General features: G+C 68.9%; 21 protein-coding genes. 12 read left to right on the plus strand and 9 right to left on the minus strand.

From position 1 onward, the window contains the following. Positions 1-180 precede the first annotated feature (180 nt). Positions 181-1218 (plus strand): type IV pilus twitching motility protein PilT, encoded by a 1038-nt coding sequence (locus AC3WTD_RS04765; RefSeq protein ID WP_027493071.1) that lies wholly within the window; start codon positions 181-183, stop codon positions 1216-1218. A 172-nt stretch (positions 1219-1390) separates the two neighbouring features. Next, complete coding sequence (locus AC3WTD_RS04770) at positions 1391-2557, plus strand: PilT/PilU family type 4a pilus ATPase (RefSeq protein WP_492613065.1); 1167 nt, start codon at positions 1391-1393, stop codon at positions 2555-2557. Positions 2558-2625: 68 nt separating this feature from the next. On the opposite strand, the gene AC3WTD_RS04775 is transcribed toward AC3WTD_RS04770, so the two are convergent. The 7 genes from AC3WTD_RS04775 to gshB form a co-directional block, all read right to left on the minus strand. Further along, positions 2626-3003, minus strand: a complete 378-nt coding sequence (locus AC3WTD_RS04775; protein ID WP_492613066.1) for a BON domain-containing protein — start codon at positions 3001-3003, stop codon at positions 2626-2628. A gap of 240 nt (positions 3004-3243) precedes the next feature. After that, positions 3244-5028 (minus strand): hypothetical protein, encoded by a 1785-nt coding sequence (locus AC3WTD_RS04780; protein WP_492613067.1) that lies wholly within the window; start codon positions 5026-5028, stop codon positions 3244-3246. Positions 5029-5128: 100 nt separating this feature from the next. Continuing rightward, positions 5129-6055 (minus strand): aspartate carbamoyltransferase catalytic subunit, encoded by a 927-nt coding sequence (locus AC3WTD_RS04785; RefSeq protein ID WP_027493067.1) that lies wholly within the window; start codon positions 6053-6055, stop codon positions 5129-5131. A 32-nt stretch (positions 6056-6087) separates the two neighbouring features. Continuing rightward, the gene (gene ruvX / locus AC3WTD_RS04790; protein ID WP_492613068.1) at positions 6088-6537 is read right to left on the minus strand and encodes a Holliday junction resolvase RuvX; all 450 of its coding nucleotides are present in this window, start codon (positions 6535-6537) and stop codon (positions 6088-6090) included. Next, a complete protein-coding gene (locus AC3WTD_RS04795; RefSeq protein WP_008435790.1) occupies positions 6534-7103 on the minus strand; it encodes a YqgE/AlgH family protein in 570 nt (189 codons plus the stop codon). Before AC3WTD_RS04795 ends, ruvX begins: the two co-directional genes overlap by 4 nt. Before the next feature lie 52 nt (positions 7104-7155). Then, a complete protein-coding gene (locus AC3WTD_RS04800; RefSeq protein ID WP_492613069.1) occupies positions 7156-8025 on the minus strand; it encodes an energy transducer TonB in 870 nt (289 codons plus the stop codon). Next, on the minus strand, positions 8022-8999 hold the full coding sequence (gene gshB / locus AC3WTD_RS04805; RefSeq protein ID WP_027493064.1) for a glutathione synthase: 978 nt from the start codon (positions 8997-8999) through the stop codon (positions 8022-8024). Before gshB ends, AC3WTD_RS04800 begins: the two co-directional genes overlap by 4 nt. A gap of 330 nt (positions 9000-9329) precedes the next feature. Here gshB and AC3WTD_RS04810 point away from each other — a divergent pair, with 330 nt between their 5' ends. The 7 genes from AC3WTD_RS04810 to AC3WTD_RS04840 all read left to right on the plus strand — a co-directional run bounded on the left by AC3WTD_RS04810 (position 9330) and on the right by AC3WTD_RS04840 (position 21172). Further along, complete coding sequence (locus AC3WTD_RS04810; protein ID WP_425476890.1) at positions 9330-9770, plus strand: response regulator; 441 nt, start codon at positions 9330-9332, stop codon at positions 9768-9770. A gap of 22 nt (positions 9771-9792) precedes the next feature. Next, positions 9793-10164 (plus strand): response regulator, encoded by a 372-nt coding sequence (locus AC3WTD_RS04815; protein ID WP_027493063.1) that lies wholly within the window; start codon positions 9793-9795, stop codon positions 10162-10164. Beyond that, on the plus strand, positions 10161-10700 hold the full coding sequence (locus AC3WTD_RS04820) for a chemotaxis protein CheW (RefSeq protein WP_492613070.1): 540 nt from the start codon (positions 10161-10163) through the stop codon (positions 10698-10700). The genes AC3WTD_RS04815 and AC3WTD_RS04820 overlap by 4 nt, the downstream gene beginning before the upstream one ends. Before the next feature lie 130 nt (positions 10701-10830). Then, complete coding sequence (locus AC3WTD_RS04825) at positions 10831-12861, plus strand: methyl-accepting chemotaxis protein (protein ID WP_027493061.1); 2031 nt, start codon at positions 10831-10833, stop codon at positions 12859-12861. 103 nt (positions 12862-12964) lie between these two features. Continuing rightward, a complete protein-coding gene (locus AC3WTD_RS04830) occupies positions 12965-19018 on the plus strand; it encodes a FimL-related protein (protein ID WP_492613071.1) in 6054 nt (2017 codons plus the stop codon). Further along, entirely contained in the window at positions 19011-20666 is a 1656-nt protein-coding gene (locus AC3WTD_RS04835; protein WP_492613072.1) for a chemotaxis protein CheB, read from the plus strand. Before AC3WTD_RS04830 ends, AC3WTD_RS04835 begins: the two co-directional genes overlap by 8 nt. Beyond that, positions 20663-21172, plus strand: coding sequence for a chemotaxis protein CheW (locus tag AC3WTD_RS04840; protein ID WP_027493058.1), 510 nt, complete (start codon positions 20663-20665; stop codon positions 21170-21172). The genes AC3WTD_RS04835 and AC3WTD_RS04840 overlap by 4 nt, the downstream gene beginning before the upstream one ends. A 22-nt stretch (positions 21173-21194) precedes the next feature. On the opposite strand, the gene AC3WTD_RS04845 is transcribed toward AC3WTD_RS04840, so the two are convergent. Next, on the minus strand, positions 21195-21929 hold the full coding sequence (locus AC3WTD_RS04845; protein ID WP_492613073.1) for a 16S rRNA (uracil(1498)-N(3))-methyltransferase: 735 nt from the start codon (positions 21927-21929) through the stop codon (positions 21195-21197). A 179-nt stretch (positions 21930-22108) separates the two neighbouring features. Here AC3WTD_RS04845 and AC3WTD_RS04850 point away from each other — a divergent pair, with 179 nt between their 5' ends. Further along, complete coding sequence (locus tag AC3WTD_RS04850) at positions 22109-22423, plus strand: hypothetical protein (protein WP_051257591.1); 315 nt, start codon at positions 22109-22111, stop codon at positions 22421-22423. A gap of 11 nt (positions 22424-22434) precedes the next feature. Here AC3WTD_RS04850 and AC3WTD_RS04855 read toward each other — a convergent pair whose 3' ends face one another. Continuing rightward, on the minus strand, positions 22435-23799 hold the full coding sequence (locus AC3WTD_RS04855; protein ID WP_027493056.1) for an adenosylmethionine--8-amino-7-oxononanoate transaminase: 1365 nt from the start codon (positions 23797-23799) through the stop codon (positions 22435-22437). A 65-nt stretch (positions 23800-23864) separates the two neighbouring features. On the opposite strand from AC3WTD_RS04855, the gene AC3WTD_RS04860 reads away from it, so the two are divergent. Continuing rightward, positions 23865-24653 carry a type II secretion system protein N gene (locus AC3WTD_RS04860; RefSeq protein WP_492613074.1) on the plus strand — a complete coding sequence of 263 codons (789 nt, stop codon included), beginning with the start codon at positions 23865-23867 and terminating at the stop codon, positions 24651-24653. A 15-nt stretch (positions 24654-24668) separates the two neighbouring features. Further along, entirely contained in the window at positions 24669-25457 is a 789-nt protein-coding gene (locus tag AC3WTD_RS04865; protein WP_492613075.1) for an inositol monophosphatase family protein, read from the plus strand. Positions 25458-25464: the final 7 nt, after the last annotated feature.

Below are 25464 nucleotides of genomic sequence, written 5' to 3' on the forward strand. Positions count from 1 at the left end.
CACAGCCACTTGCCCGAGTAGTATCGACGCGGCTACAGGGGTGCGGAAAGCTCGTCCAGGTGGTGTCGTGATGCCGGTTGCCATGCGCTGCGGCGCACCACGCCCGCGGACGTCATGCGGCCCCGGATGTGGCAGACGAATCCATGCCATCCAGACGATCGGTTGAGGGGAAACGACTTCATGGACATTGCCGAACTGCTTGCCTTCTCGGTGAAGAACAAGGCCTCGGACCTGCACTTGTCCGCCGGGCTGCCGCCGATGATTCGCGTCGACGGCGATGTCCGCCGCATCAACATCCCCGCGCTCGAGCACAAGCAGGTGCACTCGCTGATCTACGACATCATGTCGGACAAGCAGCGGCGCGACTACGAAGAATTCTACGAAACCGACTTCTCGTTCGAGATTCCCGGGCTGGCGCGCTTCCGCGTCAACGCGTTCAACCAGAACCGCGGCGCCGGCGCGGTGTTCCGCACCATTCCGTCCGAGGTGCTGACGCTGGAGGATCTCGGCTCGCCGCCTATCTTCAAGGAACTGATCGAGCAGCCGCAGGGCCTGATCCTGGTGACCGGCCCGACCGGCTCGGGCAAGTCGACCACGCTGGCGGCGATGGTCGACCACATCAACAAGAACGAATACGGGCACATGCTCACGATCGAAGACCCGATCGAGTTCGTGCACACCTCGCAGAAGTGCCTGGTCAACCAGCGCGAGATCCACCGCGACACGCTGGGCTTCAATGAAGCGCTGCGTTCGGCGCTGCGCGAAGACCCGGACTACATCCTGGTCGGCGAGTTGCGTGACCTGGAAACCATCCGCCTGGCGCTGACCGCGGCGGAGACCGGCCACCTGGTGTTCGCCACCGTGCATACCAGCTCGGCGGCGAAGACCATCGACCGCATCATCGACGTGTTCCCCGCCGGCGAGAAGCCGATGGTGCGCTCGATGCTGTCCGAAAGCCTGCGCGCGGTGGTCTCGCAGTCGCTGCTGAAGAAGGTCGGCGGCGGGCGCATCGCGGCGCACGAGATCATGGTTGGCATACCGGCCATCCGCAACCTGATCCGCGAGGACAAGGTGGCGCAGATGTACTCGTCGATCCAGACCGGCCAGCAGTTCGGCATGCAGACGCTGGACCAGTGCCTGCAGGATCTGGTCAAGCGCGGCCTGGTGACACGCCAGCAGGCGCAGGCCTACGCCAAGAACAAGGACAATTTCAAATGAGCGTCGGGATTCGGGATTCGGGATTCGGGATTGGCGAAAGCCGGGATCGCGTCGCGGCTCGATATTCCCACGCTTGCACGGAAGGGCAGGTTGCCGGCCAGGAGCGCAGTGCGCGGGTCGGCAGCTTTGACGAATCCCGAATCCAGAATCTCGAATCCCGGGGACAGACGCCATGAGCGACTTCGATTTCACCTCGTTCCTGAAACTGATGGTGCACAAGAAGGCCTCCGATTTGTTCATCACCGCGGGCGTCGCTCCTTCGATGAAGGTGCAGGGCCGGATCGTGCCGATCACGCAGAGCCCGCTCAGCGTGCAGCAGGCGCGCGACATGGTGCTCAACGTGATGACGCCGGGCCAGCGCGAGGAGTTCGAGAAGACCCACGAGTGCCAGTTCGCGATCTCCGCGCAGGGCGTGGGCCGCTTCCGCGTGTCGTGCTTCTACCAGCGCAACTGCGTGGGCATGGTGCTGCGCCGGATCGAGTCGAAGATCCCCACCATCGAGGAGCTGACGTTGCCGCCGGTGATCAAGCAACTGGCGATGACCAAGCGCGGCATCATCGTTTTCGTCGGCGCCACCGGCTCGGGCAAATCGACCTCGCTGGCGGCGATGATCGGCTACCGCAACCAGAACTCGACCGGGCACATCATCACCATCGAGGACCGGATCGAATACGTGCACAAGCACGAGGGCTGCATCATCACCCAGCGCGAGGTCGGCATCGACACCGACAGCTGGGACAACGCGCTGAAGAACACCCTGCGCCAGGCGCCGGACGTGATCATGATCGGCGAAGTCCGCACCCGCGAGGGCATGGACCACGCGATCGCCTTCGCCGAAACCGGCCACCTGGTGCTGTGCACGCTGCACGCGAACAATGCCAACCAGGCGATGGACCGCATCCTGCACTTCTTCCCGGAGGATCGCCGCCAGCAGCTGCTGATGGACCTGTCGCTGAACCTGAAAGGCATCGTGGCGCAGCAGCTGATCCCCACGCCCGACGGCAAGGCCCGCCGGGTCGCGGTGGAGATTCTGCTGGGCACGCCGCTGGTGCAGGACTACATCCGCCAGGGCGAGATCCACAAGCTGAAGGAAGTGATGAAGGAATCCACCCTGCTCGGCATGAAGACCTTCGACCAGAGCCTGGTCGAGCTGTACCACGCCGGCGAGATCAGCTACGAGGATGCCCTGCGCTACGCCGACAGTTCCAACGAGGTGCGCCTGCGCATCAAGCTGGCCCAGGGCGGCGACGCGCATACCCTGTCACAGGGCCTGGAAGGCGTCGAGCTGGAGGAAAACCGCGACTCGCAGAACTTCAGCAGCAATTTCCTCAACCGCTGAGGCGGCCACCCTGCCGGAAAAAAGGCGCCTGCAGGCGCCTTTTTTCGCTTCGTTGGTGCCTCGTTGAGTTACTTCTCCGCGGGCGGCGTGCCGCCGACGGTCAGGCCGCTGGCGTCCACGCTCTTCACGCCCTTGATGAGCTGGGCGACGCGTTCGGCGTGGTCCTTCTGGGCCTGCGAGGCAACCGTGCCGCTGAGCGTGACCACGCCATCGTGGGTCGACACCGAAATGTCGGTGGCCGGGATGCCCTTGGTGGTGCCGAACTCGGATTTCACCTTGGTGGTGATCCAGGCATCGGCCGCCTGGTCCGGCACGGTCTGGTTCTCGGAGGACTGCTGCATGCGCGCGCCGGCGTCCTGGGCTGCGACCTGGCCGAACGGGATGGCCGCGAAGGCGAGCACGAGGGTGGTGGCATACAAGCCGTGGCGGATCGTGGAAGTGCGCACGGCGATCTCCTCGGTGGGCTGACAATGCCTGCCTGCCGCAGCGACGGGCGGGATGCTGTCGTCGCCATGGCAACAGCCGGGCCGTGAACGCCGCGTGGCTTCAGTAGGCGCCGGTTCAGCGCGGGATTGCGGAGGCGAAAGGCAGCTCATGGCGATGTTGTCATCGCGTTGGATGCCGCGAGCCGAACATTAAAAAAGCCGGGGCGTCGCCGCGCCCCGGCTTTTCCTCGGTGCCGATGTCTACTTCAGCGCAGTCTGGCTGGTGATCACCATGCCGCCCTGGTCCACGTGCATCTGGGCATCGATGCTGTCGACGCGCTCGGCCTGCGATTTCATGGCGGCGAACTGGGCCTTGGTGCGGGCCAGCTCGGCGGCGGCCTCGGCCGCACTGTCGCCCGAGTCGTCGATCGACGGCTCGTCGCTCTTGCCGATCGCTGCGGTGGCGGCGGCCACGCTGTCGATCTTCTGCTCCATCAGTTGCAGCCAGCTCAGGTACATCGCGCCGCTGATGTGCATGCGGCCCATCCGGCCGGCGTCGCCGGTCGGGTCCTTGAGAGTATCGCCCAGGCGGGCGTCCTCGCCGGCGCCGATGCCGAAGGCGAGCGCCTTCTCGCCCATGGCCAGCCAGGCCGGCTGGCCCAGCATGCCGATCATGTCCTTCGGCAGCGGCAGCGGCTTGCTGTCATGGCCCGGTTTCAGCGCGGCCAGCGCGGGCACCATCATCTGGCCCATCGCGAACAGGCCGTCGGGGTTGTTGGTGCCGATCAGCACGCGCCCGCTGAAGATGGGCAGGCCGCCCTCCTTGCCCGCCGCCAGCGAGTCCAGCGCGATGCGCAGGCCGAGCATGTCGCCGAACGGCGGGATCGCTGCCTTCTGCATGGCGGGGCCGAGCTTGGCGAAGCTGTCGTTGAGGTCGGTCAGCGAGGGGCAGCTGAACGGCTTGGCGGCCACCGCCTCGGCCTGGGCCAGCCAGAACGTACGGGCCTCGGCGACCGGCAGGGCCAGGCTCAGGTCGAACGGCGCGGTGCCGGTGCCGCCCAGGCCGGGCAGCGCCACCTTGAGCCCGGCGAAGGCCTGGCTGATGTCGCTGGCCAGCGCCACGTCGAAACGCACGTCCTGGTGCTTTGCGTCCAGCCTGGTGTAGCCGAAGCTCATGGCCGGCACGCGCGCGGCGATGCGCGCAGCGTCGGTGCCGCAGCTGGGCGAGCTCTGCAGCTGGGTGGCGACCGGCTCGCCGGTCTTCGCCGCGATGGCTTCGGCATGGGCCTTCTGGATCGCGCCGACCAGCGGATCCTTGCCGCCGATCGCCAGCGGCAGCGCGCGGGTCAGATCCAGTTCGCCGAGCAGCCACTTCTGGTAACCCTTGGCCTTGGCCAGCGCCTTCAGCCGGCCATCGTCCTGCAGGCTCTTTTGCGGTCGATCCAGGCCCAGCGCCTGGCGCAGCAGCGCCGGCGAGACATCCGCCGGCAGCAGCGCGGCCACCGCCTGCTCGTTCACCGTGGCCAGCACCAGCTCGGTACCGGAGGCAGGGAAGGCGTACTTGCGGTAGCCCTGCTTGTCCACGCTGGCGACATCGAGCTTCTTGCCGTAGGCGGTTTCCAGCCTGCCGATGAAGCCCTCGAACGCGCCCGGGTCGCTCAGCTGGAAGCGCAGCACCGGGGCCAGGCCCAGGCCGTAGAAGGCGGAGTAGCCCTTGAGGTTCAGGCCGGCGCCCTGGGCGAAGCCCTCGATGGTCTTGCCGTTGAATTCGGCGCGCAGCGCGCGCAGCAGGCGCGCGCCATCGGGGTCCTTCCTGCTCAACCGCTCGGCGCTGGCGTCGAGCTGGGCGAGCTGGGACGGCAGCTGCGCGTCGGCCTGGGCGAGCAGGGCGCCGCGGGTGGCGTCGTCCATGATGTCGAGGTTGGCCACCACGTACGGCGTGTTCGCCGGCACGAAAGCCAGCGGTGCGTCCTTGTCCTTATGCCTGCAGGCCGCCAGCATGACGCCGGCGAAAACCAGCGCGATGTATCGCGTCGTCGATCGCATGTTGATCCCCAATGTGGTGAATGCCGCGCCGGTGATTATGCCCGCTTGCCCGTGGCATTGCCGTGGCCGGCAGCGGGCGACCGCCGGTCGGCGGGGCGGTTCAGCGGGCCAGCACTTCGTCGAGCACGGCCATGCGCACGAACACGCCGTTGCCGACCTGTTCGAGGATGCGCGACTGTGCGCCGTCGGCCACCTCCGAGGCGATCTCGATGCCGCGGTTGAGCGGGCCCGGGTGCATCACCAGGCAGCCCGGCGCGGCCAGGCCCAGCCGGCGCCGGTCCAGCCCGTAGTGGGCGAAATACGCCGCTTCGTCCGGCAGTTCGATGCTGGCCATGCGCTCCTTCTGCAGGCGCAGCATGATCACCGCGTCGACGCCCTCGATGGCCTCGTCGAAGTTGCCGTAGCGGCGCACCTGCGGCGCCTCGTCCGCCGGCAGCATCAGCTCGGCCGGCCCGCACAGGCGGATTTCCCTGACCCCCAGTGCGGTGAACGCGTTGATGTCCGAGCGGGCCACCCGCGAATGCTTGATGTCGCCGCAGATCAGTACGGTCAGGTTGCCGAAGTCGGGCCGGTGCTGGCGGATGGTCAGCGCATCCAGCAGGCCCTGGGTGGGGTGCGCGTGGTTGCCGTCGCCGGCGTTGATCACCGAGACCCCGCTCATCGCATGGCGCACCAGCATGTCGGGCGTGCCCGACTGCTTGTGGCGCACCACGATGGCGTCCAGGTGCATCGCCTCGAGCGTGTGCAGGGTGTCGAACAGTTCCTCGCCCTTGCTGGTGGAGGACAGCCCGATGTCGAAGTTGACCACGTCGGCGCCCAGCCGCCGCGCGGCGAGCTCGAACGAGGTGCGGGTGCGCGTGGACGGTTCGAAGAACAGGTTTAGCACGGTGCGCCCGGCCAGCACGTCGAGCTTGCGGGTGCCGTGCGCGCAGGCGTCGCGCAGCGCCTCGGCGCGGTCAAGCAGGCGCTCGATGGTCTCGCGCGGCAGGTTTTCCAGGGAGGTCAGATGGCGCAGGCGAGGGCTCATGGCGGCGGGTCTGGAGTGAAAGGGAAGTTCGTTCAGGGGGCGGCGTTGTCGGCCGCTGGCACACCGGCGCCGGCGAGCCAGCGTTCGAGGATGACCGCGGCGGCTTCGGCGTCGATGTCGGCGGCGTCGCGGCGCCGCCTGAGCCCGGCGGCGCGAGCGGTGGCGAAACGTTGCGCTGCTTCCTGCGAGCTGTGCCGCTCGTCGACCAGCACCACCGGCAGGCCGTAGCGCTGCTGCAGCTGCGCGGCGAATCGGCGGGCGCGGCGGCTGGCGGGCTGCTCGGTGCCGTCCAGCGCCAGCGGCAGGCCGACCACCAGGGTGCCGGGCTGCCACTGCTGGTGCAGCGAGTCGAGGCGCGGCCAGTCCGGACTGTCGTCGCGGACCGCGAGGGTGGCCAGCGTGCGGGCGCTGGCGGTGTAGGTGCTGCCGATCGCCACGCCGGTGATCCGGCTGCCGACGTCGAAGCCGAACACGCAGCTCATGCGTGGCCCGCGTAGCCGGACAGCTGGCGCGGGTCGACCCCGACCAGGCCGGCGGCGGCGCTCCAGCGTTCCTCCAGCGGGGTGTCGAACACCACCCGGCCGCAGGCCTCGGCGGTGAGCCAGGCGTTGGCCATCAGCTCCTGTTCCAGCTGGCCGGCGTCCCAGCCGGCGTAGCCGAGCACCATGATCGCCTGACGCGGACCTTCGCCGGCGGCCATCGCCACCAGGATGTCGCGCGAGGTGGTGACCGACCAGTGGTCGTTGATGCGGTAGCTGGAATCCCAGTCGCCCGGTTCGTGATGCAGCACGAAGCCGCGCTCCTGCTGTACCGGGCCGCCGATCAGCACCGGCGCGTCGGCCAGCTCGCTGTCCTGGCATTCCAGTTTCATCTGCGCCAGCACGTCGCCGAAGCGGTACTCGGACAGCTGGTTCACCAGCAGGCCCACCGCGCCGGCCTCGTCGTGCTGGCACAGCAGCGCCACGCCGCGCGAGAACGGCGGATCGGCCAGGTTCGGCATGGCGATCAGAAAGTGTCCGGTCAGGGTCGAGGGCTGCACGGCGGTCATGCGTACATTGTAAGCGCAGCGCGTGCCCGGCGCAGGCATCGGTTGCCTTCGTTCAGCGCGTCTGCAGCACGTTGTTCGGCTGGAAGCGCCAGGTGCGGGTGATGTTGATCTCGTCGACACGTTCGGCGCTCCTGGGCGCCGGCGGGAACGGCGCGGCCAGGCGCACGATGCGCTCGGCGGCGGCGTCCAGGATCTTCTGGCCGGAGCTCTGGATCACCTCGATGCTCTTGATGCTGCCGTCGAGGTTTAGCACCACGGTGAGCAGCACGTCGCCGTGCAGGCCGCGGCGGCGCGCCTCCTCCGGGTAGTTGAGGTTGCCGACCCGCTCGACCCGGTCGGACCAGCCGCGCATGTAGGCGGCGTAGGCGTATTCGCGCGTGCTGGCGGTGAGGTACTTCACTTTCGGCCGCTTGGCGTAGGCCACCTTTTTCTGGCGCAGCTCGGCGGCCAGCTGGGCGATCGCCTGCTGGCGCTCCAGCTCGGCGGCGGTGGGCGCCTGCTCGTGCGGGTGGACCGCGCTCTGCGCCGTATCGCTGGTCACGCGGAAATCGCTGGCGCCGCGGGTGGTGACCATGCGCATCGGGGTGGCTTCGCGCGGCTGCGGGGTGGCGGCTTCGACCGGCTGCGCGGCGATGCCGGGGTCGGGCCTGGGGATCGCGCCGGAGAACAGGTCCGACGGTCGCGCCGCGCGGTCGCTGCGGCCGCCGCCGGTGTTGTTGGCCTGGGCCAGGAAGTCCGCCTTGTCCGGCGCTTGCTGGTTGGCCACGTTGACCAGGGTCACGTCCAGCGTGGGCAGGCTGGGCGAGGGCTTCACGAAATGGAAGGTGATGCCCAGCAGCAGCACGCCGTGCAGCAGCAGCGAGAACAGCAAGGTGGCGCCGATCGGATCGGGCGGCGAAGGGGCGGTTGCAGTGGCGCTCACGCGTTGCGGTTTCCGGTGACGTGCCGTTCGATGACGTCGAACAGCTGGCCGGCAATGTTAAGCCCGAACTGCGCGTCCAGTTCGCGCACGCAGGTCGGGGACGTGACGTTGATCTCGGTCAGGTAGTCACCGATCACGTCCAGCCCGACGAACAGCAGGCCGCGCCGGCGCAGCTCGGGCGCCACCTGGCTGACGATCCAGCGGTCGCGCTCGGACAGCGGCACGCCGACGCCGCGCCCGCCGGCGGCCAGGTTGCCGCGGAACTCGTCGCCTTGCGGGATCCGTGCCAGCGCGTAAGGCACCGGCTCACCATCGACCACCAGCACGCGCTTGTCGCCGGCGCTGATCGCCGGGATGAACTTCTGCGCGATGGTGAATTGCCGCCCTTCGCCGTGCGGGCCGCCGCCGAGCAGGGTTTCCAGCATGGAATTGAGGTTGCCGTCGCCGGTCCGGGCCCGGAAGATGCCGCGCCCGCCCATGCCGTCCAGCGGTTTCAGCACCACTTCGCCGTGTTCGGCGGTGAACCGGCGCAGTTCGCCCGCGTCGCGCGACACCAGGGTCGGCGCGATGCATTGCGGGAAGGCCAGCGCGAACAGCTTCTCGTTGCAGTCACGCAGCGCGCGCGGGTCGTTGACCACCGCCACGCCGCCGCGCTGGGCCGCCTCCAGCACCATCGTGTCGTAGATGAACTGGGCGTCGACCGGGGGGTCCTTGCGCATCAGCACCACGTCCAGCTCGCGCAGGTCGCGCCACTGCGCCGGGCCCAGCGTGAACCAGCGCTGCGGGTCCTCGCGCACCTCCAGCGGGGCGATCCGCGCCCATGGCTCGCCGTCGCGCAGCGCCAGGTCACCCTGCTCGAAATAGTGCAGCGAGTGGCCGCGGCGGTGCGCTTCCAGCAACATCGCGAAGCTGGTGTCCTTGGCTGTCTTGATCGCGCCGATGGGGTCCATCAGCATGCCGACCGAAAGGGTCATGGTGGTTCTCCGAGGGTGGCTCGCCGTGGGGCCGGCAGGCGTCGCAAGGCGGTTATGTCCGGTCGATATACTAAGGCGGCGCCGGCCGGGGCGCCGAATTGCGACGAGGCCGGCAGACCCGCGCTGTCGTCAGTGGCCAGATGGTGCCACTATGGGGCACCCGGCAATGGTGGTCCTCGGTGCGTTGATTATTGCTTGACAGTCTTGGCGGGCAGGCAGTAAACAGCAAAGCTACTGGATTCACCGCCTTAGCGCGGTTGTTGTTGGTTGTTTCGACATTTTTTGCATGCGCACCATCCGGCATGGCCGTTGCATGTCTTGATGACTATCCTGAGCTCGGGGCGGGCCGCAGGGGGAGTAGTGAATTTGAACATGAGCGCTAACGAGTTGGACGGTCTGAAAGTCATGGTGATCGATGACTCCAAGACCATCCGCCGCACGGCGGAAACCCTGCTGAAAAAAGAGGGCTGCGAGGTGCTGACCGCGGTCGACGGTTTCGAGGCGCTCGCCAAGATTTCCGACCAGAAGCCCGCCATCATCTTCGTCGACATCATGATGCCGCGGCTGGACGGCTACCAGACCTGCGCACTGATCAAGAACAACCCGCAGTTTCGCGCCACGCCGGTGATCATGCTGTCCTCCAAGGACGGCCTGTTCGACAAGGCGCGCGGCCGCATCGTCGGCGCCGAGCAATACCTGACCAAGCCGTTCACCCGGGACGAGTTGCTTGGTGCCATCCATCGCCACGTCAGCACGGTATCGAGCCACTGACTGCAGCTTCCGAGGGGGACCAGTGGCCACCATTCTCATCATCGACGACTCGCCGACCGACGTGCGCGTGTTCACCACGCTGCTTGAGCGGGCCGGGCATCAGGTCGTCGCCGTCAGCACGGCCGAGGAGGGCATCGAGTGCGTGCGCGTCGACATGCCCGACCTGGTCATCATGGACGTGATCATGCCCGGCATGAACGGGTTCCAGGCCACGCGTACGCTCACCCGCGATCCGAAGACCCAGAGCGTACCGATCGTGATGATCACCACCAAGTCGATGGAGACCGATCGCGTGTGGGGCTTGCGCCAGGGCGCCCGCGCGTTCATCACCAAGCCGGTGAACGAGAAGGAGCTGCTGGCGTGCATCAACGAATTGCTGCCGAGCGAGAAATGAACCCGTCCGTCAACCGCACTCCGTTCGAGATCCTGGCCCGTTACGAGCGACTGTCGCTGGCGCATGCATCGGATACGCAGGACAAGCTGGAAGCGCCCGGGTTGTGGCGCGGCATCGGTTTCCGGGTCGGTTCGCGCCTGCTGGTCAGCGGCATCGACGAGATCAACGAACTGCTGGCGGTTCCCCCGCTCACCCCGGTGCCGGGCACCCAGCCCTGGCTGCTCGGCGTGGCCAACGTGCGCGGCAACCTGGTGCCGGTGATCGACTTCGGCCGTTTCCTGTTCGGCGACCGCACCCAGCACACCGACCGCAGCCGCCTGCTGGTCGTGCGCCAGGGCGGCGGCAACGTGGCGCTGCTGGTGGACGAGGTGTTCGGCCAGCGCACGGTGGACGAGGAGCAGCGGCGTGAGGCGGGGCGCGAGGAAGATCCGCGACTGGCCCGTTTCGTCGACAGCCGGGTGGGTGAGCAGCAGTTGGCTGTTTTCAACATGAACCGGCTGGTACGCGCACCGGATTTCCGGCAGGCCGCGGCCTGACCCCGGGGCAGGGCTGCAGTGGCAAGAAGGTTCGGCGCCGGCGCGGGCCGAAAACTTGGGGCAAGCATTCCCTGGCCGGTACCCGCTGTGCGGGGCTGGCAGCGTAATCAGCTAGACGGATGAGGTGAACATGAGCACTACAGGGGGCGTCAGCAGGGAACGCGGGTATACCGCACTCATTGTCCTGCTGCTGATTGCGATCGGTTTCGCGGCGCTGGACTTCTTCCTGCTCAACCAGAAGAACGGCGAGGATCGCCAGGCGATCGCGCTGACCACGCAGATCCAGGTGCTGTCGCAGCAGACGGCGAAGTTCGCGCTGGAATCGGCGGACGGCAACACCGACTCCTTCAAGGAGCTCGAATCCACCCGCAACGCGATCGACTCCGCCGTGCAGCGGCTGGGCAAGGGCGACCCCAAGAGCGGCATGCAGCCGTACGCGGACAACAACGCCACGCCCGCCGGCCGCGCGGTGAGCGCGCTGGATGCGTCGTGGAAACAGCTCGACGCCGACATCGGCAAGATCCTCTCCAACAAGGCCGTCGTGCTCGACTCCGGCCAGCGCGCGCGCACGCTGGCGCAGCAGATGCCGCTGCTCAACTCGAGCATGGAACAGGTGGTCAACATCCTGCAGCAGCGCAACGGCAGCTCCGAGCAGATGCTGGGCACCTCGCGCCAGATGCTGTCCGCCGACCGCATCATCCGCCGCGTGCAGGAAGTGCTGCAGGGCGGCGACAGCGCCCAGTCGGCGGCCGACGGCCTGTCGCGCGACGCGCAGCTGTACGGCAACGTGCTGAAGGGCCTGATCGAGGGCAACCCGGACAGCGGCGTGCGCCCGATCAACGACGCCAACGCGCGCAAGATCCTCACCGACATGGATGCCGGCTGGGCCCAGCTGGCCGACCCGGTGGCCAGGCTGGTCGCCGCCGCCGGCAACATCGCCGACGTGAAGCGGGCGGGCAACCAGGCCTCGCTGGATTCGCAGACCGTGCTGCTGCGCGCGAACGACCTGTCCGAGCAGATCGGCAAGCTGCCGCTGCGCCGGCTGTTCCCGAACGTGTGGTGGGGCCTGCTGGGCGCGATCGCCGCGGTGGCGTTCGCCCTGCTGCTGGTCATCACCCTGGTGCGCGACCAGCGCCGCCGGTTCGCCCAGAGTACCGAGCTGAACCAGCGCAACCAGGAGGCGATCATGCGCCTGCTGGACGAAATGGGCTCGCTCGCGGAAGGCGACCTGACCGTGAAGACCACGGTGTCGGAGGACATCACCGGCGCCATCGCCGACTCGGTGAACTACGCCATCGACGAGCTGCGATCGCTGGTGACCACCATCAACGAGACCTCCGAACAGGTGTCGTCCTCGGCGCAGGAAACCCAGACCACCGCCCGCCACCTGGCCAACGCGGCCGAGCAGCAGGCACAGCAGATCAGCACCGCGACCTCGGCGATCAACCAGATCGCCAGCTCGATGGACGACGTGTCGAAGAACTCCGCCGAGTCGGCCGACGTGGCCGAGCGCTCGGTGAAGATCGCCTCGCACGGCGCCGAAGTGGTGCGCGAGACGATCTCCGGCATGGACTCGATCCGCGACCAGATCCAGGAGACCTCCAAGCGCATCAAGCGACTGGGCGAATCCTCGCAGGAGATCGGCTCGATCGTGGAACTGATCAACGACATCGCCGAGCAGACCAACATCCTGGCCTTGAACGCAGCGATCCAGGCGGCCTCGGCCGGCGAGGCGGGTCGCGGCTTCGCGGTGGTGGCGGACGAAGTGCAGCGACTGGCCGAACGCTCCACCAGCGCGACCAAGCGCATCGAGACGCTGGTGCAGACCATTCAGTCCGATACCAATGAAGCGGTGAACTCGATGGAGCAGACCACCGCCGAGGTGGTCGCCGGCGCACGTCTGGCGGAAGACGCCGGCAGCGCGCTGGGCGACATCGAGCGCGTGTCGCACGACCTGTCTGCGCTGATTCAGAACATCTCCACCGCGGCGCGCGAGCAGTCTGCGGCGGCGACCGATATCTCGGTGTCGATGAACGCAATCCAGGAGATCACCTCGCAGACCTCGCAGGGCGCGAGCCAGACGGCCGACTCGATCGGTACGCTGGCGCAACTGGCGAGCGACCTGCGGCGCTCGGTGGCGCACTTCAAGCTGCCGGGTTGACATCGGCCGGGCCGGTTGCCGGCCCGATTGAGCAAAGCACAAGACAGGGGGCAGTCTCACTGGTTGCAGGATGCTTGCGTTGTGCAACCGTTGAGAGAGGCGCATGAGACTTCAAGACCACATCGATTTCACCACGCTGCAGTGGGTCAAGCCGGAACTCGACGACACCTTGTCGATCGCCCGCGAGGCGCTGGAGTCGTACGTCGACAACCCGGGCAAGCGCGACTACATGCGCACCTGCGTGGATCACCTGCACCAGGTGCAAGGCACCCTGCAGATGGTCGAGCTGTATGGCGCGGCGACGGTCACGGCGGAAATGGAGGCGCTTGCCCTGGCCCTGCTGGCGGACAAGGTCACCTATCGCGAAGAAGCCTATGCCGCGTTGATGCGCGGTTTGATGCAGCTGCCCGACTACCTGGAGCGGCTGTCCAGCGGCCACCGCGACGTGCCGGTGGTGCTGCTGCCGCTGCTCAACGACCTGCGTGCCAGCCGCGAACTGGAACCGCTGCCCGAATCGGCGATGTTCCACCCCAACCTGGATGCGTTCCTGCCGGAGCAGGCGCCCGCGGCGATGAGCGAAGCCTACGCCGAGGCGCATCGAGGCGAGCTGGTGGAGCTGCGCCTGCGCTTCCAGCAGCAGCTGCTGGGCTGGTTCCGCGGACAGAACGTCGCGCAGCAACTGGTCAATATGCGCAAGACCCTGCTGGCGATCACCGCGCGCTGTCATCAGGTGCATGGTCGGCGCCTGTGGTGGATCGCCGCCGGGGTGCTGGAAGGCCTGGAACAGGGCGTGCTGAAGGGGCAGGCCGGCGAAATCCGCCAGCTGATCGGCAAGGTCGACCGCAACATCCGGCTGCTGATCGAACAAGGTGAAGCCAGCCTGCGCGGCGGCGACGCGGACGACGTGGCCCGCAAGCTGCTCTACATCGTGGCGCAAGCCAAGCAACGCAGTCCGCAGATGGAGCTGTTGCGCGACATCTATGCGCTGGACACGCTGCTGCCCGATGCCGGCGAACTGGAGCACGCGCGCGGCTCGATGGCCGGGCACAACCGCGCCCTGCTCGATTCCGTCTCGCGCGCGCTGAAGGACGACCTGCTGCGCGTCAAGGAGGCGCTGGACCTGTTCCTGCGCCAGCAGAACGGCGACCCGGCCCAGTTGGCGGCGCAGGGCGAGGTACTCGAACGCGTGGGCGACACGCTCGGCATGCTGGCGTTGTCGGTGCCGCGCCGGGTGGTCGCCGAGCAGCGCCGGGTGCTCGACGAGATCGCCAACCGCATGCGCCAGGCCGACGAGGAAACCCTGCTCGACGTGGCCGGCGCACTGCTGTACGTCGAAGCGTCGCTGGACGACCACATCGAAAGCCTGGGCTCCGAGGACGAAGCGGGCACGAGCCAGGTCATGCCCAGCCTGCCGCGCAGCGAAGCGCTGGGCGTGGTAACCACGCTGATGCAGGAGGCGATCGCCAACACCGGCAAGGTCAAGGACGCGATCGTCGCGTTCGTTGAATCCGGCTGGGAACACGACCGCCTGGCCGGTGCGCCGGTGCTGATGGACGAAGTCGCCGGTGCCATGCACATGCTGTCGTCGCCGCGCCCGGCCGAGCTGGCTCAGGGCGTGGGCCGCTTCATCGGCAACGAACTGCTGGACGACCGGCGCGTGCCGAGCGGGGCGCAGATGGACCAGCTGGCCGACGCATTGGCGGCGCTGGAGTATTACCTGGAGGCGGCGCGCGAGCATCGCGGCGGCCTGGAACACATACTCGACGTGGCCGAACACAGCCTGAGCCTGCTCGGCTACTGGCCATTGCTGTCGGCACGCGCGGCATCCGCCGCGCCGCTGGCGTCCGAGGCGGCGCCGGTCGCATCCGCGGCTGTGGACGGAGAACATCTGGAACTGTCCGAGTCGGTCAGCCTGCTGCCGGGTGAGGACCTGAGGCAACTCTTCGTCGGTGACAGCCAGCCGCTTGCCGCCGCCGTCCACGATCTCGACGGGCTGCGCCTGGCGCAGACCGAAACCGCCACCCCGGCCGGCGCGGATCGCGCCGCGGCCGACGAGGCTGGCGAGGACTGGATCGAGATCGAGGAAGAGGTGGTCGAGCAGGTGCCGGTGCGCGACGCACTGGCGGACAACACCAACTTCAACGTCAATGCCGAAGGCATCGACGACGATATCCGCGAGATCTTCCTCGAGGAGATGCAGGAGGAAATCGACAACCTGCGCAGCGCCGAGCAGCTTTGGCTGGCCGACCCCGCGCAGAGCGCAGCGCTAGTCGGCATCCGCCGCTCGTTCCACACGCTGAAGGGCTCGGGCCGGCTGGTCGGTGCCGGCGTGCTGGGCGAGTTTGCGTGGAAAGTGGAGGACATGCTCAACCGCGTGCTGGACGGCACCATCCAGCCGGACGAAAACGTGCAGGCGCTGGTGCGCCATGCGATCGATGCGCTGCCGCAGCTGCTGGCCGCGCTCAAGGGCGAAGGCATGCCACGCGCACCGCTCGGCGCGATCATGCATACCGCCGAACAGCTCGCGGCCGGCAACCCGGCGTGGGTGGAGGATCACGCACCACGCGCGATGGAGACGGTGCGCCGCATCGTGCGCCGGCGCGTGCCGCGTCTCGACGCGGCGGCCGAATCCATACCCACAGCGGGCCTGGCCGGAGTGGGCGCCGCCCCGGAGCCGATCGAACCCGAGCACGCCGTGGAGATGCCGGTGATGCCGCCGGTGGACCCGGTGCTGCTGGAGATCCTGCGCAGCGAGGTGGCGCAGTACCTGCAGACCATCCGCGCCGCGATCCAGCGCAGCGACGACGAGTTGCCGATCGGCGAGGAACTGCTGCGCGCCGTGCACACGCTGCACGGGGCGATCGCGATGGTCGACATTCCGCTGCTGACGCAGCTGCTGTCGCCGCTGGAGGGCCTGTTCAAGCGCCTGCGTGCGGCCAACCTGCCGCTGTCGTCCGAGGGCTTGCGCCTGCTGGGCCAGGCGGTCGACGTGGTCGATCGCGTGATGAGCCAGTTCGACGCGGCCGAGCCGCAATTGCCGGACGCCGACGCGCTCACCGCGCAGATCGCCAGCCTGCGCGACCGCTACCCCGAGTCGAAGGTGGCGCACGTCGTGTTCGAGCCGCAGGCCGACGAGGCCGACGAGGCCGACGAGGCCGAGGCCTACCAGGCGATCATCGCCGACTCGCTGGCGGCCGGCATGGCCGACGCCGCGGCGGCACGGGCCGGGACGGCGCCCGCCGATGCCCCGGCCAATGCCGGCGAGATCCCGCAGGTCCATCTGGAAGATGCGCAACACGCCGAGCTGACCGCCGAGCTGGTGGCGGCACTGGGCGCCTTTGAGCCCGAGCGGGCCGATGCCGAGCGGGCGGCTGCCGAAAAGCTGGCGGCCGAGCAGGCCGCGGCGGCGCGGGCGGAAGCAGAGAAACTGGCAGCCGAACAGGCTGCGACAGCGCAGGCGGAAGCAGAGAAACTGGCAGCCGAACAGGCTGCGACAGCGCAGGCGGAAGCGGAGAAGCTGGCGGCGGAGCAGGCCGCGGCAGCGCAGGTGGAAGCGGAGAAACTGGCGGCCGAGCAGGCCGCGGCGGCGCAGGCGGAAGCGGAGAAACTGGCGGCGGAGCAGGCCGCGGCGGCGCAGGCGGCAGCAGAGAAACTGGCGATCGAGCAGGCTGCGGCAGCGCAGGCAGCCGCAGAGAAGCAGGCGGCCGAACAGGCGGCAGCGGGCCGGACCAGCGAAGAAGCGACCGGCACCGTGACGCCGGAGCCTGCGCATGCCCTGGCCGGGTCCGGCCAGATCGACGCCGACCTGATGGAAGTCTTCATCGACGAGGCGCGCGAGATCCTCGACCACGCCGACGACGTGCTGGCCCAGTGGCATGCCGAACCGGCCGAACTGGTGCACGTGCCGGAACTGCAGCGCGACCTGCACACGCTCAAGGGTGGCGCACGCATCGCCGGGCTGACGGCGGTGGGCGACCTCAGCCATGCGATCGAGACCCTGCTGGAGGAGCCGATCCGCGATGTGTCCAGGACCGGGCCGCTGATCGCCGCGCTGGAGGTCAGCTTCGACCAGTTGCACGCGCTGGTGCAGCGGGTGGCGCAGGGCCAGGCAACCGAGTACCCGCGGGCGATGATCGACCACCTGCTGGAGCTGGCCGGCGAAACCGTGCTGGCCGACGACGCGACCGCCGCGATGCCGGCGCCGGCGTCGGTTCCGACCGCATCGTCGCCGGCCGTTTCCGCGGCGGGCGAGCCAGGGCTGCCCGAGCTGATGCCGGAAGCAGAGGAGGAAGTGCGCTCCCCGCAGGAGCAGATCCGCGTTCGCGCCGACCTGCTCGACAACCTGGTCAACCATGCGGGCGAAGTGGCGATCTACCGCTCGCGGCTGGAGCAGCAGGTTGCCGGCTACCGTTTCAACCTGGTCGAGCTGGAACAGACCGTCGCGCGTCTGCGCAGCCAGTTGCGCATGCTGGAAATCGAGACCGAGGCGCAGATCATCGCGCGCTTCCAGCGCGAGCATCGCGAGGCGGGCATGGCGGCGTTCGACCCGCTCGAGCTCGACCGCTACTCGCAGCTGCAGCAGTACTCGCGTGCGCTGGCCGAGTCGGTATCCGATCTGGTGTCGATCCAGAGCATGCTGGACGAGCTGACCCGCCAGGCCGAGACGCTGCTGATCCAGCAGTCGCGGGTCAGCACCGAGCTGCAGGACGGCCTACTGCGCACGCGCATGCTGCCATTCGACACGATGGTGCCGAACCTGCGCCGCACGCTGCGCCAGGCCGCTCAGGAGCAGGACAAGCACGCCCAGCTGCACGTGGACGGTGCCCACGGCGAAATGGACCGCAACCTGCTCGACCGCATCAAGGCGCCGTTCGAGCACATGCTGCGCAACGCGATCGCGCACGGCATCGAGACTCCGGCCGAGCGTCGCAAGGCCGGCAAGCCGGTCGAGGGCGTGGTGAGCATCACGGTCGCGCGCGAGGCCACCGAAGTGGTGATCCGGGTCAGCGACGACGGTCGCGGCCTGAACCGCGAAGCGATCCGCAAGCGCGGCATCGAGCGCGGGCTGCTGCGCCCCGAGACCCGGCCGACCGACAACCAGCTGCTCTCGCTGATCACCCAGACTGGCTTCTCCACCGCCAGCCAGGTCACCCAGCTGGCCGGCCGTGGCGTCGGCATGGACGTGGTGGCGAACGAGATCAAGCAGCTCGGCGGCTCGTTGTCGATCGAGTCCGAGGAAGGCAAGGGCACCACCTTCATCCTGCGCCTGCCGTTCACCCTGGCGGTGACCCAGGCCATCCTGGTGCGCATCGGCGAGGCCACGTTCGCGATCCCGATGACCTCGGTGCAGGGCGTGGCGCGGGTCAACCCGGACGAGCTGACCGCGCTGATGGCCGAGGCCGAACCCTCGTTCCAGTATGGCCTCGAGGATTACGGCATCCACGACCTGGCCGAACTGCTGGGTCTGCCGCCGGGCCTGCCGACCGAGGACGAGCAGCAGCCGTTGCTGCTGACCCGCGCTGGCGACCTGCGTGCGGCGATCCGCATCGACGCGGTGCTCGGTTCGCGCGAGATCGTGGTCAAGTCGGTCGGTCCGCAGATCAGTTCGGTTCCCGGCCTGCTCGGCGCGACCATCATGGGCGATGGTTCGGTGCTGATCATTCTCGACCTGGCACCGCTGGTCCGCCACGGCATGATCCGGCGCGAACAGCGCCTGGCCGAGGGCCTCAGCGCGGTGCAGGCGCCGGTGGTCGAGGAAGTGCAGACCAAGCCGCTGGTGATGGTGGTGGACGACTCGATCACCATGCGCAAGGTCACCAGCCGCGTGCTGGAGCGCCACGAGTACGAGGTCAGCACCGCGAAGGATGGCGTGGACGCGCTGGAGAAGCTGCACGAGCGCGTGCCGGACCTGATGCTGCTGGACATCGAGATGCCGCGCATGGACGGCTACGAGCTGGCCACCCACATGAAGGCCGACCCGCGGCTGCGCGACGTGCCGATCATCATGATCACCTCGCGCAGCGGCGACAAACACCGCCAGCGCGCGCTCGACATCGGGGTGGACCGCTACCTCGGCAAGCCGTACCAGGAAGCCGAGTTGCTGGTGCAGATCGGCGAAGTGCTGGAGCAGCGTGCGGTGGAGCCGGTTCATGACTGATACGGCTCCCGCGGTCGCCTTGCTGTTCGACGACACCGAGCTGGGTAGCCAACTGCGTGAGGCGCTGCATGAGCGCGGCGCCCGGATCGTGCACGAAGGCGGCGTCGCCAGCTTCAGCCGCGAGTTGCTGCAGCAGGTCGGCGCCGACGTGCTGGTGGTCAACCTGGACGACAGCGCCGACGACGCACTCGACCGCCTCTACGAGGTGATCGACGACGACTGTCCGCGGGTGGTGTTCAACGACGCCCAGGCCAGTCGCGCGCTGGCCGGCTGGGACCGCGCCCGCTGGGCGCGCCATCTGGCGGTCAAGGTGCTGGCCGGGGGCGACATCGACCCGCCGCGACCGGGCGATGCGCCCGGCATCGAGGTGGCCGCGGCGGTGCCGCCGCCAGCGCCTGCGGCCGAGGCCGTCGCGATGGCCGCTCCGGAGATGGCCGCAGCAGCGGCGCAGCCGGTAGCCGAGCCCGTCGTGGCGGTCGACGCCGAACCGGTGGCCGGGGTCCCGGCGCACGATGGCGCCGACGGTCGGCATGGTCAGATCGCATCGGTGGAATCGGAAAGCCTGGCGGCGGAGCTCGAAGCTCTGCTGGCCTCCGGCGAACTGCCGGCGGATGACGACATGTCAGCCGGTCCGGGCTTGCGTTTCGTCGACGACGAAGAGCCGCCGGCGCTGCACGACGGGAACTTCGGTGCGCCGGCGGGGGGGGCGGCGGCGCTGCCGATGGCAGAGGCGCCGGTACTGTCCGATCTGACGCCCTCGGCGTTCCAACTGGATTCCTTGCCATCGTCGCCGCTGACCGACGTCGCGCTCACCACCGCGCCGGCATCGCCGGTGCGTGCCCCCGAGGGCTGGATGCTGGTCGACGACGAGGCGCCGCAGGCCGCGCCGGAAGCCCCCGAAAGCCCGGATGCCCAGGTGTTCGGGATCCAGAAGCTGAGCGCTGCCGACTTTCTCGCGCCTGATGTCGAAATGGTCGCCGCCGACATCGAGCCGCGCATGAGCCTCGAGCTAGTGTCGATGGAGGAAGCCATCGCGCCGCAGGCGTACGTGCATGAGCATGAGATGGTGCTCGACGATCTCGACGGTGCGCTGAGCCGACTGGTGCTGCTCGGTGCCGCCATCGACGGCATCGACGCGGTGTGCGCCTTCCTGGCCGCGTTGCCGGCGTCGACCGGGCAGACCTTCCTGCTCACCCAGCACCTGGGCCGGCAGTCGGATGCGTCGCTGGTGGCGGAGTTTTCCGCCAACTGCGCGTTGCCGGTGCGGCTGGCCAAGGGCGGACGCGCCAGGCCCGGCGAGGTATTGCTGGTGCCGGCCGGGCAGCAGGTGCGCCTGCGCCGCGACGGCAGCATCGAGCTGCAGGCGAACGGCGCCGATGCGCCGCCGGAGCCGTCGATCGACGCCAGCCTGAGCATGGCGGCGAATGCGTTCGGGCGCGATGCGCTGGCGATCGTGTTCGCCGGGCGCGGCAACGATGCCGTGGCCGGCGCGCAGGCCATCCACGATCGCGGTGGACAGGTCTGGGTGGAGTCGTCGTCCGGCGAGCATTTCGCCGACATGGTCAGCGGCATCCTTGCCGAACGACTGGTCAGTTTCTCCGGTACGCCGCCCGAACTGGCGGCGCACCTGATCGAGGTGTTTCCATGAGTGATCCGCTGCCGCGTGAAATCCGTTGCGTCCTGGTGCCGGTGGGCAACCTGCGCCTGCTGCTGCCGAACGCCACCATCGCCGAGGTGGTCACCCACAGCACGCCCGAGCCCCTGGCCGGTGCGCCCGCCTGGCTGCTCGGCCGGATCGCCTGGCGCGGCTGGCGGGTGCCGCTGGTGTCGTTCACCCAACTGGCCGGCACCGAGGAGGGCGACGCCGAACTGATCGTGCGCGTGGCCGTGCTGAAGGCACTCGGCGGCAACCCGAAACTGCCGTTCATCGCCGTGCTGACCCGGGGTTTCCCACGCCTGACCACGCTGAATGCGGAGCTGATCATTCCCACCCACGACGGCAAGCCGCTGCCGCCGGGCGTGCGCGCGCACGTGCTGGTGCGTGACGACGTGGCGATGATCCCCGACCTGGAATGGATCGAGGCGAGCTTGCTGGACCTGCTCGATGCCGCCGAGCCGGCGGAGTCGGTGGCGTCGTCGGTCCCGCACGACTGAACCGCTGCGGTGGGCGGCGGACTCAGCCGTCGCCGTGCAGCGCCTGCAGTGCCGCCAGCGCGGCCAGGCCGGCGGTTTCCGTGCGCAGGACGCGCGGCCCCAGCTGCAGGCCCTCGAAACCGGCGGCACCGAGTGCCCCCATATCGCGCTCGCCCAGACCGCCTTCCGGCCCCACCACCAGCAGGCCGCCAGCCGCGGTGAAGCGCAATTCGCGCGACGCCCGGCCCGCTTCCGGCAGCAGCGCCAGACGCAGCGCGCCGTCGTCGGCCAGGTCGTGCAGCCAGGCCGCCAGCGGCAGTGCCGGGGCGACCTCCGGCAGGCGCGCGCGGCCGCTCTGCTCGCAGGCACTGGCCACCACCGCGCGCCAGTGCGCCAGCCGCCTTTCCGCGCGGGCGGCGTCCAGCTTCACTTCCGAGCGCTCGGTCAGCAGCGGCACGATGCGCGCCACGCCCAGCTCGGTTGCCTTCTGCACGATCAGGTCCATCTTCTCGCCGCGCGCCACACCCTGGGCCAGGGTCAGCGGCAGTGGCGATTCGTTGCGTACGAGCTGCTTCGATTCGATCCGCACACTCAGCTCGCGCTTGCCCATGGCGAGGATGATCGCGGCGTAGTCGTGGCCGTCGCCGTTGAACACGGTGAGCGGGTCGCCGGGGTTCATGCGCAGCACGCGTGCGACGTGTTCGGCGGCCTGTGCCGGCAGGTTCAGTTCGGCGGCGACGGCGAGCGGCTGGTCGAGGTGGATACGGATCGTGCGCATCGGAACGGGTTGGGCGGGAAGGGCCGCCCAGCATAGCGCGGCGCACCACCGCCACGCCCGCGGATGAACGCACGCGAGACGGCCTGACGCCGCCGCTTGCCCCTGCTGTCGGGTCGTATCAGCATGGACTGCACTCCCCATGCGCGCTCGCCGCATCCTGTCCGCGAGCCGGAGGTGCCATGTCCAGGTTCGTTCTGATTTCCGCCATGTTGCTGGCCGGCTGCGGCACAAGCGCCGCATTGCTGGCACAGGATGCCGCCACTGCGACGCGGCCGGCCGGCTCGTCCAGTCAGCCGTCGGCGCCCTCCGCCGCCCGGCCCGACGAGTACAACTGCATCCGTGAAACCGGCAGCCATATCCCGGCCAGGCAAGGGCGCTGCCTGCCGGTGAACGGGCGCAGCTACACCCTGCAGGAGCTGCAGCGCACAGGCGAGCCCGAGCTGGGCCGGGCGCTGCAGAAACTCGACCCGCGCATCACCGTCCGCGGGCACTGAGCAAAACGGGTTCAGTCCGCCACGGCGTGTTCGATGCCGGCGATGGCGGTGTCGACCAGCAGGTCGATGTCGGTCGTACTGACCACGTAGGGCGGCATGAAGTACACCACGTTGCCCAGCGGGCGCAGCAGCGCACCGTGCCGCAGGCCATGCAGGTAGACGCGCAGGCCGCGCCGCTCCGCCGCGGGATATGGCCGCCGGTCGGCCTTGTCGGCGACCAGCTCGACGGCGGCGATCATGCCGGTCTGGCGCACGTCGGCCACATGAGGATGATCGCGCAGCGGTGCCAGCCGCCGCGCCAGGTGCGCGGCCAGTGCGCGGTTGCGCGCCAGCACCGGCTCGTCGCGGAAGATCGCCAGCGTCTCCAGCGCGACCCGGCAGGCCAGCGGGTTGCCGGTGTAGCTGTGCGAGTGCAGGAACGCCTTGCCGGCGTTGTACTCGGCGTAGAACGCCTGGTAGATCCGTTCGCTGGTCAGCACCGCCGACAGTGGCAGCGTACCGCCGGTGAGTCCCTTCGACAGGCACATGAAGTCGGGTGACACCGACGCCTGCTCGCAGGCGAACAGCGTGCCGGTGCGGCCGAAGCCCACTGCAATCTCGTCGGCGATGAAGTGCACCGCGAACTCGTCGCACAGCGCGCGCAGGCCGGCGAGGTAGGTCGGGTGGTACATGCGCATGCCGCCGGCGCATTGCACCAGCGGCTCGACGATCACCGCGCAGGTCTCGTGGGCGTGGCGTTCCAGCAGCGCACGCAACTCGTTGAGGCGGCGTTTGGCCGTCTGTTCGGCGGACTCGCCGGGTTCGCCTTCGTACGCATCCGGCGATGGCGCCAGGAACGGCGTCAGCAGCAGCGGCGCATAGGTCTTGCGGTACAACGCCACGTCGCTCACCGACAGCGCACCCAGCGTCTCGCCGTGGTAGCTGCCGGTCAACGCGATGAAGCGGGTCTTCTCGCCATGGCCCTGGTTGAGCCAGTAGTGGAAGCTCATCTTCAGCGCCACCTCGATCGCCGCTGAACCGTTGTCGGCGTAGAACACCTTGTCCAGTCCCGCTGGGGTGATCCGCACCAGCTCCTCGGCCAGTTCGATCGCCGGCGTGTGGGTGAAGCCGGCGAAGATCACGTGCTCCAGCCGCTGTGCCTGGTCGGCAAGGGCGGCGGCGAGGCGCGGGTTGGCGTGGCCGAACAGGTTGGTCCACCACGAACTGATGCCGTCCAGGTAGCGCCGGCCGTCGGCATCGACCAGCCACGCGCCTTCGCCGCGCACGATCGGCAGCATCGGTATCGTCTCGTGGTCGTGCATCTGCGTGCAGGGATGCCAGACGTGTCGCAGGTCGCGTGCGGCGAGCGCGGCGTTGCCGCTTGCGGGGTTGTTCATCCGGCTATGATCGGCGCTGGGCGGCGGACACTCAAGTCCGCGCGGCGTCACTGCGGAAACCACGCTTGAAGTCACTGCGGACATACCTGATCGGCCTCGGCGTAGTGCTGGCCGCGGCCACGCTGCTGTGGTTCCTGCCGGCGCGCTGGGCGCTGCCGTGGCTGGCGCCGCGGCTGCACGGACTGCAGCTGCAGCAGGTGCAGGGCAGCGTGTGGGATGGCCGGGCTGGCGCGGTGACGACCGCCGACGGAAAGGCCTTGGGACGACTGCGGTGGCAGCTGTCTCGGCGCGCGCTGCTCGGGCAGCGGCGGCTGCAGCTGCAATTCGAGGGGCCGCAACTGGTGTTTTCAGGCAGTGTCCGGCGCTTGGCTGATGGCCGGGTCGAAGCACGCCAGGCGAACGTGCGCGTGCAGCTGGCCGCACTGGATCGTTACGCGGCGTCGCCACTGGGACAGCCGCGCGGCGAACTGCAACTGGACATCGACCATGCCCTGCTGCAAGGCGGCTGGCCGCTGCAGCTGGTGGCGCAGGCACGATGGCCGCAGGCGGTCATGCGCACGCGCGACGGCGACGTGGCGCTGGGCACGCTGCTGGCGCAGGCGAGCGCGCAGGGCGGAGTGATCCAGGCCCAACTGCACGACGATGGGCACGGCCCGCTGCACGCCGATGGCAAGCTCCAGCTGAGCCCGCTGGGCTGGCGACTGGACGCGACGCTGCGCGCCCGACAGACTGACCCGGCCCTGCGCCGCTGGCTGGCCACGCTGGGTCCACCGGCGGCCGACGGCAGCGTGCGCATCGAGCGGCGCGGCGGCCTGGCCGGCAGTGGCAGTGCGCCGGCCCAACCCACGAACTGAAGGACGCGAGACAGCATGAACCCGGATATCGCCGCAACCGCCCTGGCGGCCGCACGCGAGGCCGCCGCGGCCGCGGCCGAGGTGATCAGGTATTACTGGCGGCGTGGCGTCGAGGTGGAGCTGAAGCCCGATGCTACGCCGGTGACGATCGCCGACCGCGAGGCCGAGCAGGCGATCCGGAAGGTGCTGCAGGCGGCGCTGCCGCAGGCGTCGATCTATGGTGAGGAGTTCGGCCTGGACGGCGAACGCGGTGGCCTGCTGTGGCTGGTCGACCCGCTCGACGGCACCAAGAGTTTCGTGCGCCGCACGCCGTTCTTCTCCACCCAGATCGCGCTGATGGACGGCGATGAACTGGTGCTCGGCGTATCCAGCGCGCCGGTCTACGGCGAGACGATGTGGGCCAGCGCCGGCAACGGCGCGTGGCTCGACGGCGAGCGCGTGCGGGTGGCGGATACGGCGCAGATGGCGCAGGCCTCGATCTCCATCGGCAACGTGAAAACGCTCACCGCCGACGTGCGCTGGCAAGCGCTGGGCGCGCTGATCCGCGACAGCAACCGGATTCGCGGCTACGGCGATTTCTGCCACTACCACCTGCTCTCGCGCGGCAGCCTGGACCTGGTGATCGAGTCGGACGTGAACATCCTCGACGTCGCCGCGCTGGCGGTGATCGTGCGCGAGGCCGGCGGCGCATTCACCGACCTCGACGGCGCGCCGCTCGCGCTGGGCACGACCAGCGTGCTGGCCGGCGCGCCGGCCATCCACGCGCAGGCCCTGCAACGGCTGCGGCGCCGCGCGGCAGGTTAGAATCGGC

Source organism: Rhodanobacter sp. FW106-PBR-R2A-1-15 (assembly GCF_058789735.1).

Bases quoted from the DNA above. Each gene is read 5' to 3' on its own strand.
- AC3WTD_RS04765 (WP_027493071.1), top strand. From the start codon at position 181: ATGGACATTGCCGAACTGCTTGCCTTCTCGGTGAAGAACAAGGCCTCG.
- AC3WTD_RS04770 (WP_492613065.1), top strand. From the start codon at position 1,391: ATGAGCGACTTCGATTTCACCTCGTTCCTGAAACTGATGGTGCACAAG.
- AC3WTD_RS04780 (WP_492613067.1), bottom strand. From the start codon at position 5,028: ATGCGATCGACGACGCGATACATCGCGCTGGTTTTCGCCGGCGTCATG.
- AC3WTD_RS04785 (WP_027493067.1), bottom strand. From the start codon at position 6,055: ATGAGCCCTCGCCTGCGCCATCTGACCTCCCTGGAAAACCTGCCGCGC.
- ruvX (WP_492613068.1), bottom strand. From the start codon at position 6,537: ATGAGCTGCGTGTTCGGCTTCGACGTCGGCAGCCGGATCACCGGCGTG.
- AC3WTD_RS04795 (WP_008435790.1), bottom strand. From the start codon at position 7,103: ATGACCGCCGTGCAGCCCTCGACCCTGACCGGACACTTTCTGATCGCC.
- gshB (WP_027493064.1), bottom strand. From the start codon at position 8,999: ATGACCCTTTCGGTCGGCATGCTGATGGACCCCATCGGCGCGATCAAG.
- AC3WTD_RS04820 (WP_492613070.1), top strand. From the start codon at position 10,161: ATGAACCCGTCCGTCAACCGCACTCCGTTCGAGATCCTGGCCCGTTAC.
- AC3WTD_RS04825 (WP_027493061.1), top strand. From the start codon at position 10,831: ATGAGCACTACAGGGGGCGTCAGCAGGGAACGCGGGTATACCGCACTC.
- AC3WTD_RS04830 (WP_492613071.1), top strand. From the start codon at position 12,965: ATGAGACTTCAAGACCACATCGATTTCACCACGCTGCAGTGGGTCAAG.
- AC3WTD_RS04835 (WP_492613072.1), top strand. From the start codon at position 19,011: ATGACTGATACGGCTCCCGCGGTCGCCTTGCTGTTCGACGACACCGAG.
- AC3WTD_RS04840 (WP_027493058.1), top strand. From the start codon at position 20,663: ATGAGTGATCCGCTGCCGCGTGAAATCCGTTGCGTCCTGGTGCCGGTG.
- AC3WTD_RS04845 (WP_492613073.1), bottom strand. From the start codon at position 21,929: ATGCGCACGATCCGTATCCACCTCGACCAGCCGCTCGCCGTCGCCGCC.
- AC3WTD_RS04850 (WP_051257591.1), top strand. From the start codon at position 22,109: ATGTCCAGGTTCGTTCTGATTTCCGCCATGTTGCTGGCCGGCTGCGGC.
- AC3WTD_RS04855 (WP_027493056.1), bottom strand. From the start codon at position 23,799: ATGAACAACCCCGCAAGCGGCAACGCCGCGCTCGCCGCACGCGACCTG.
- AC3WTD_RS04865 (WP_492613075.1), top strand. From the start codon at position 24,669: ATGAACCCGGATATCGCCGCAACCGCCCTGGCGGCCGCACGCGAGGCC.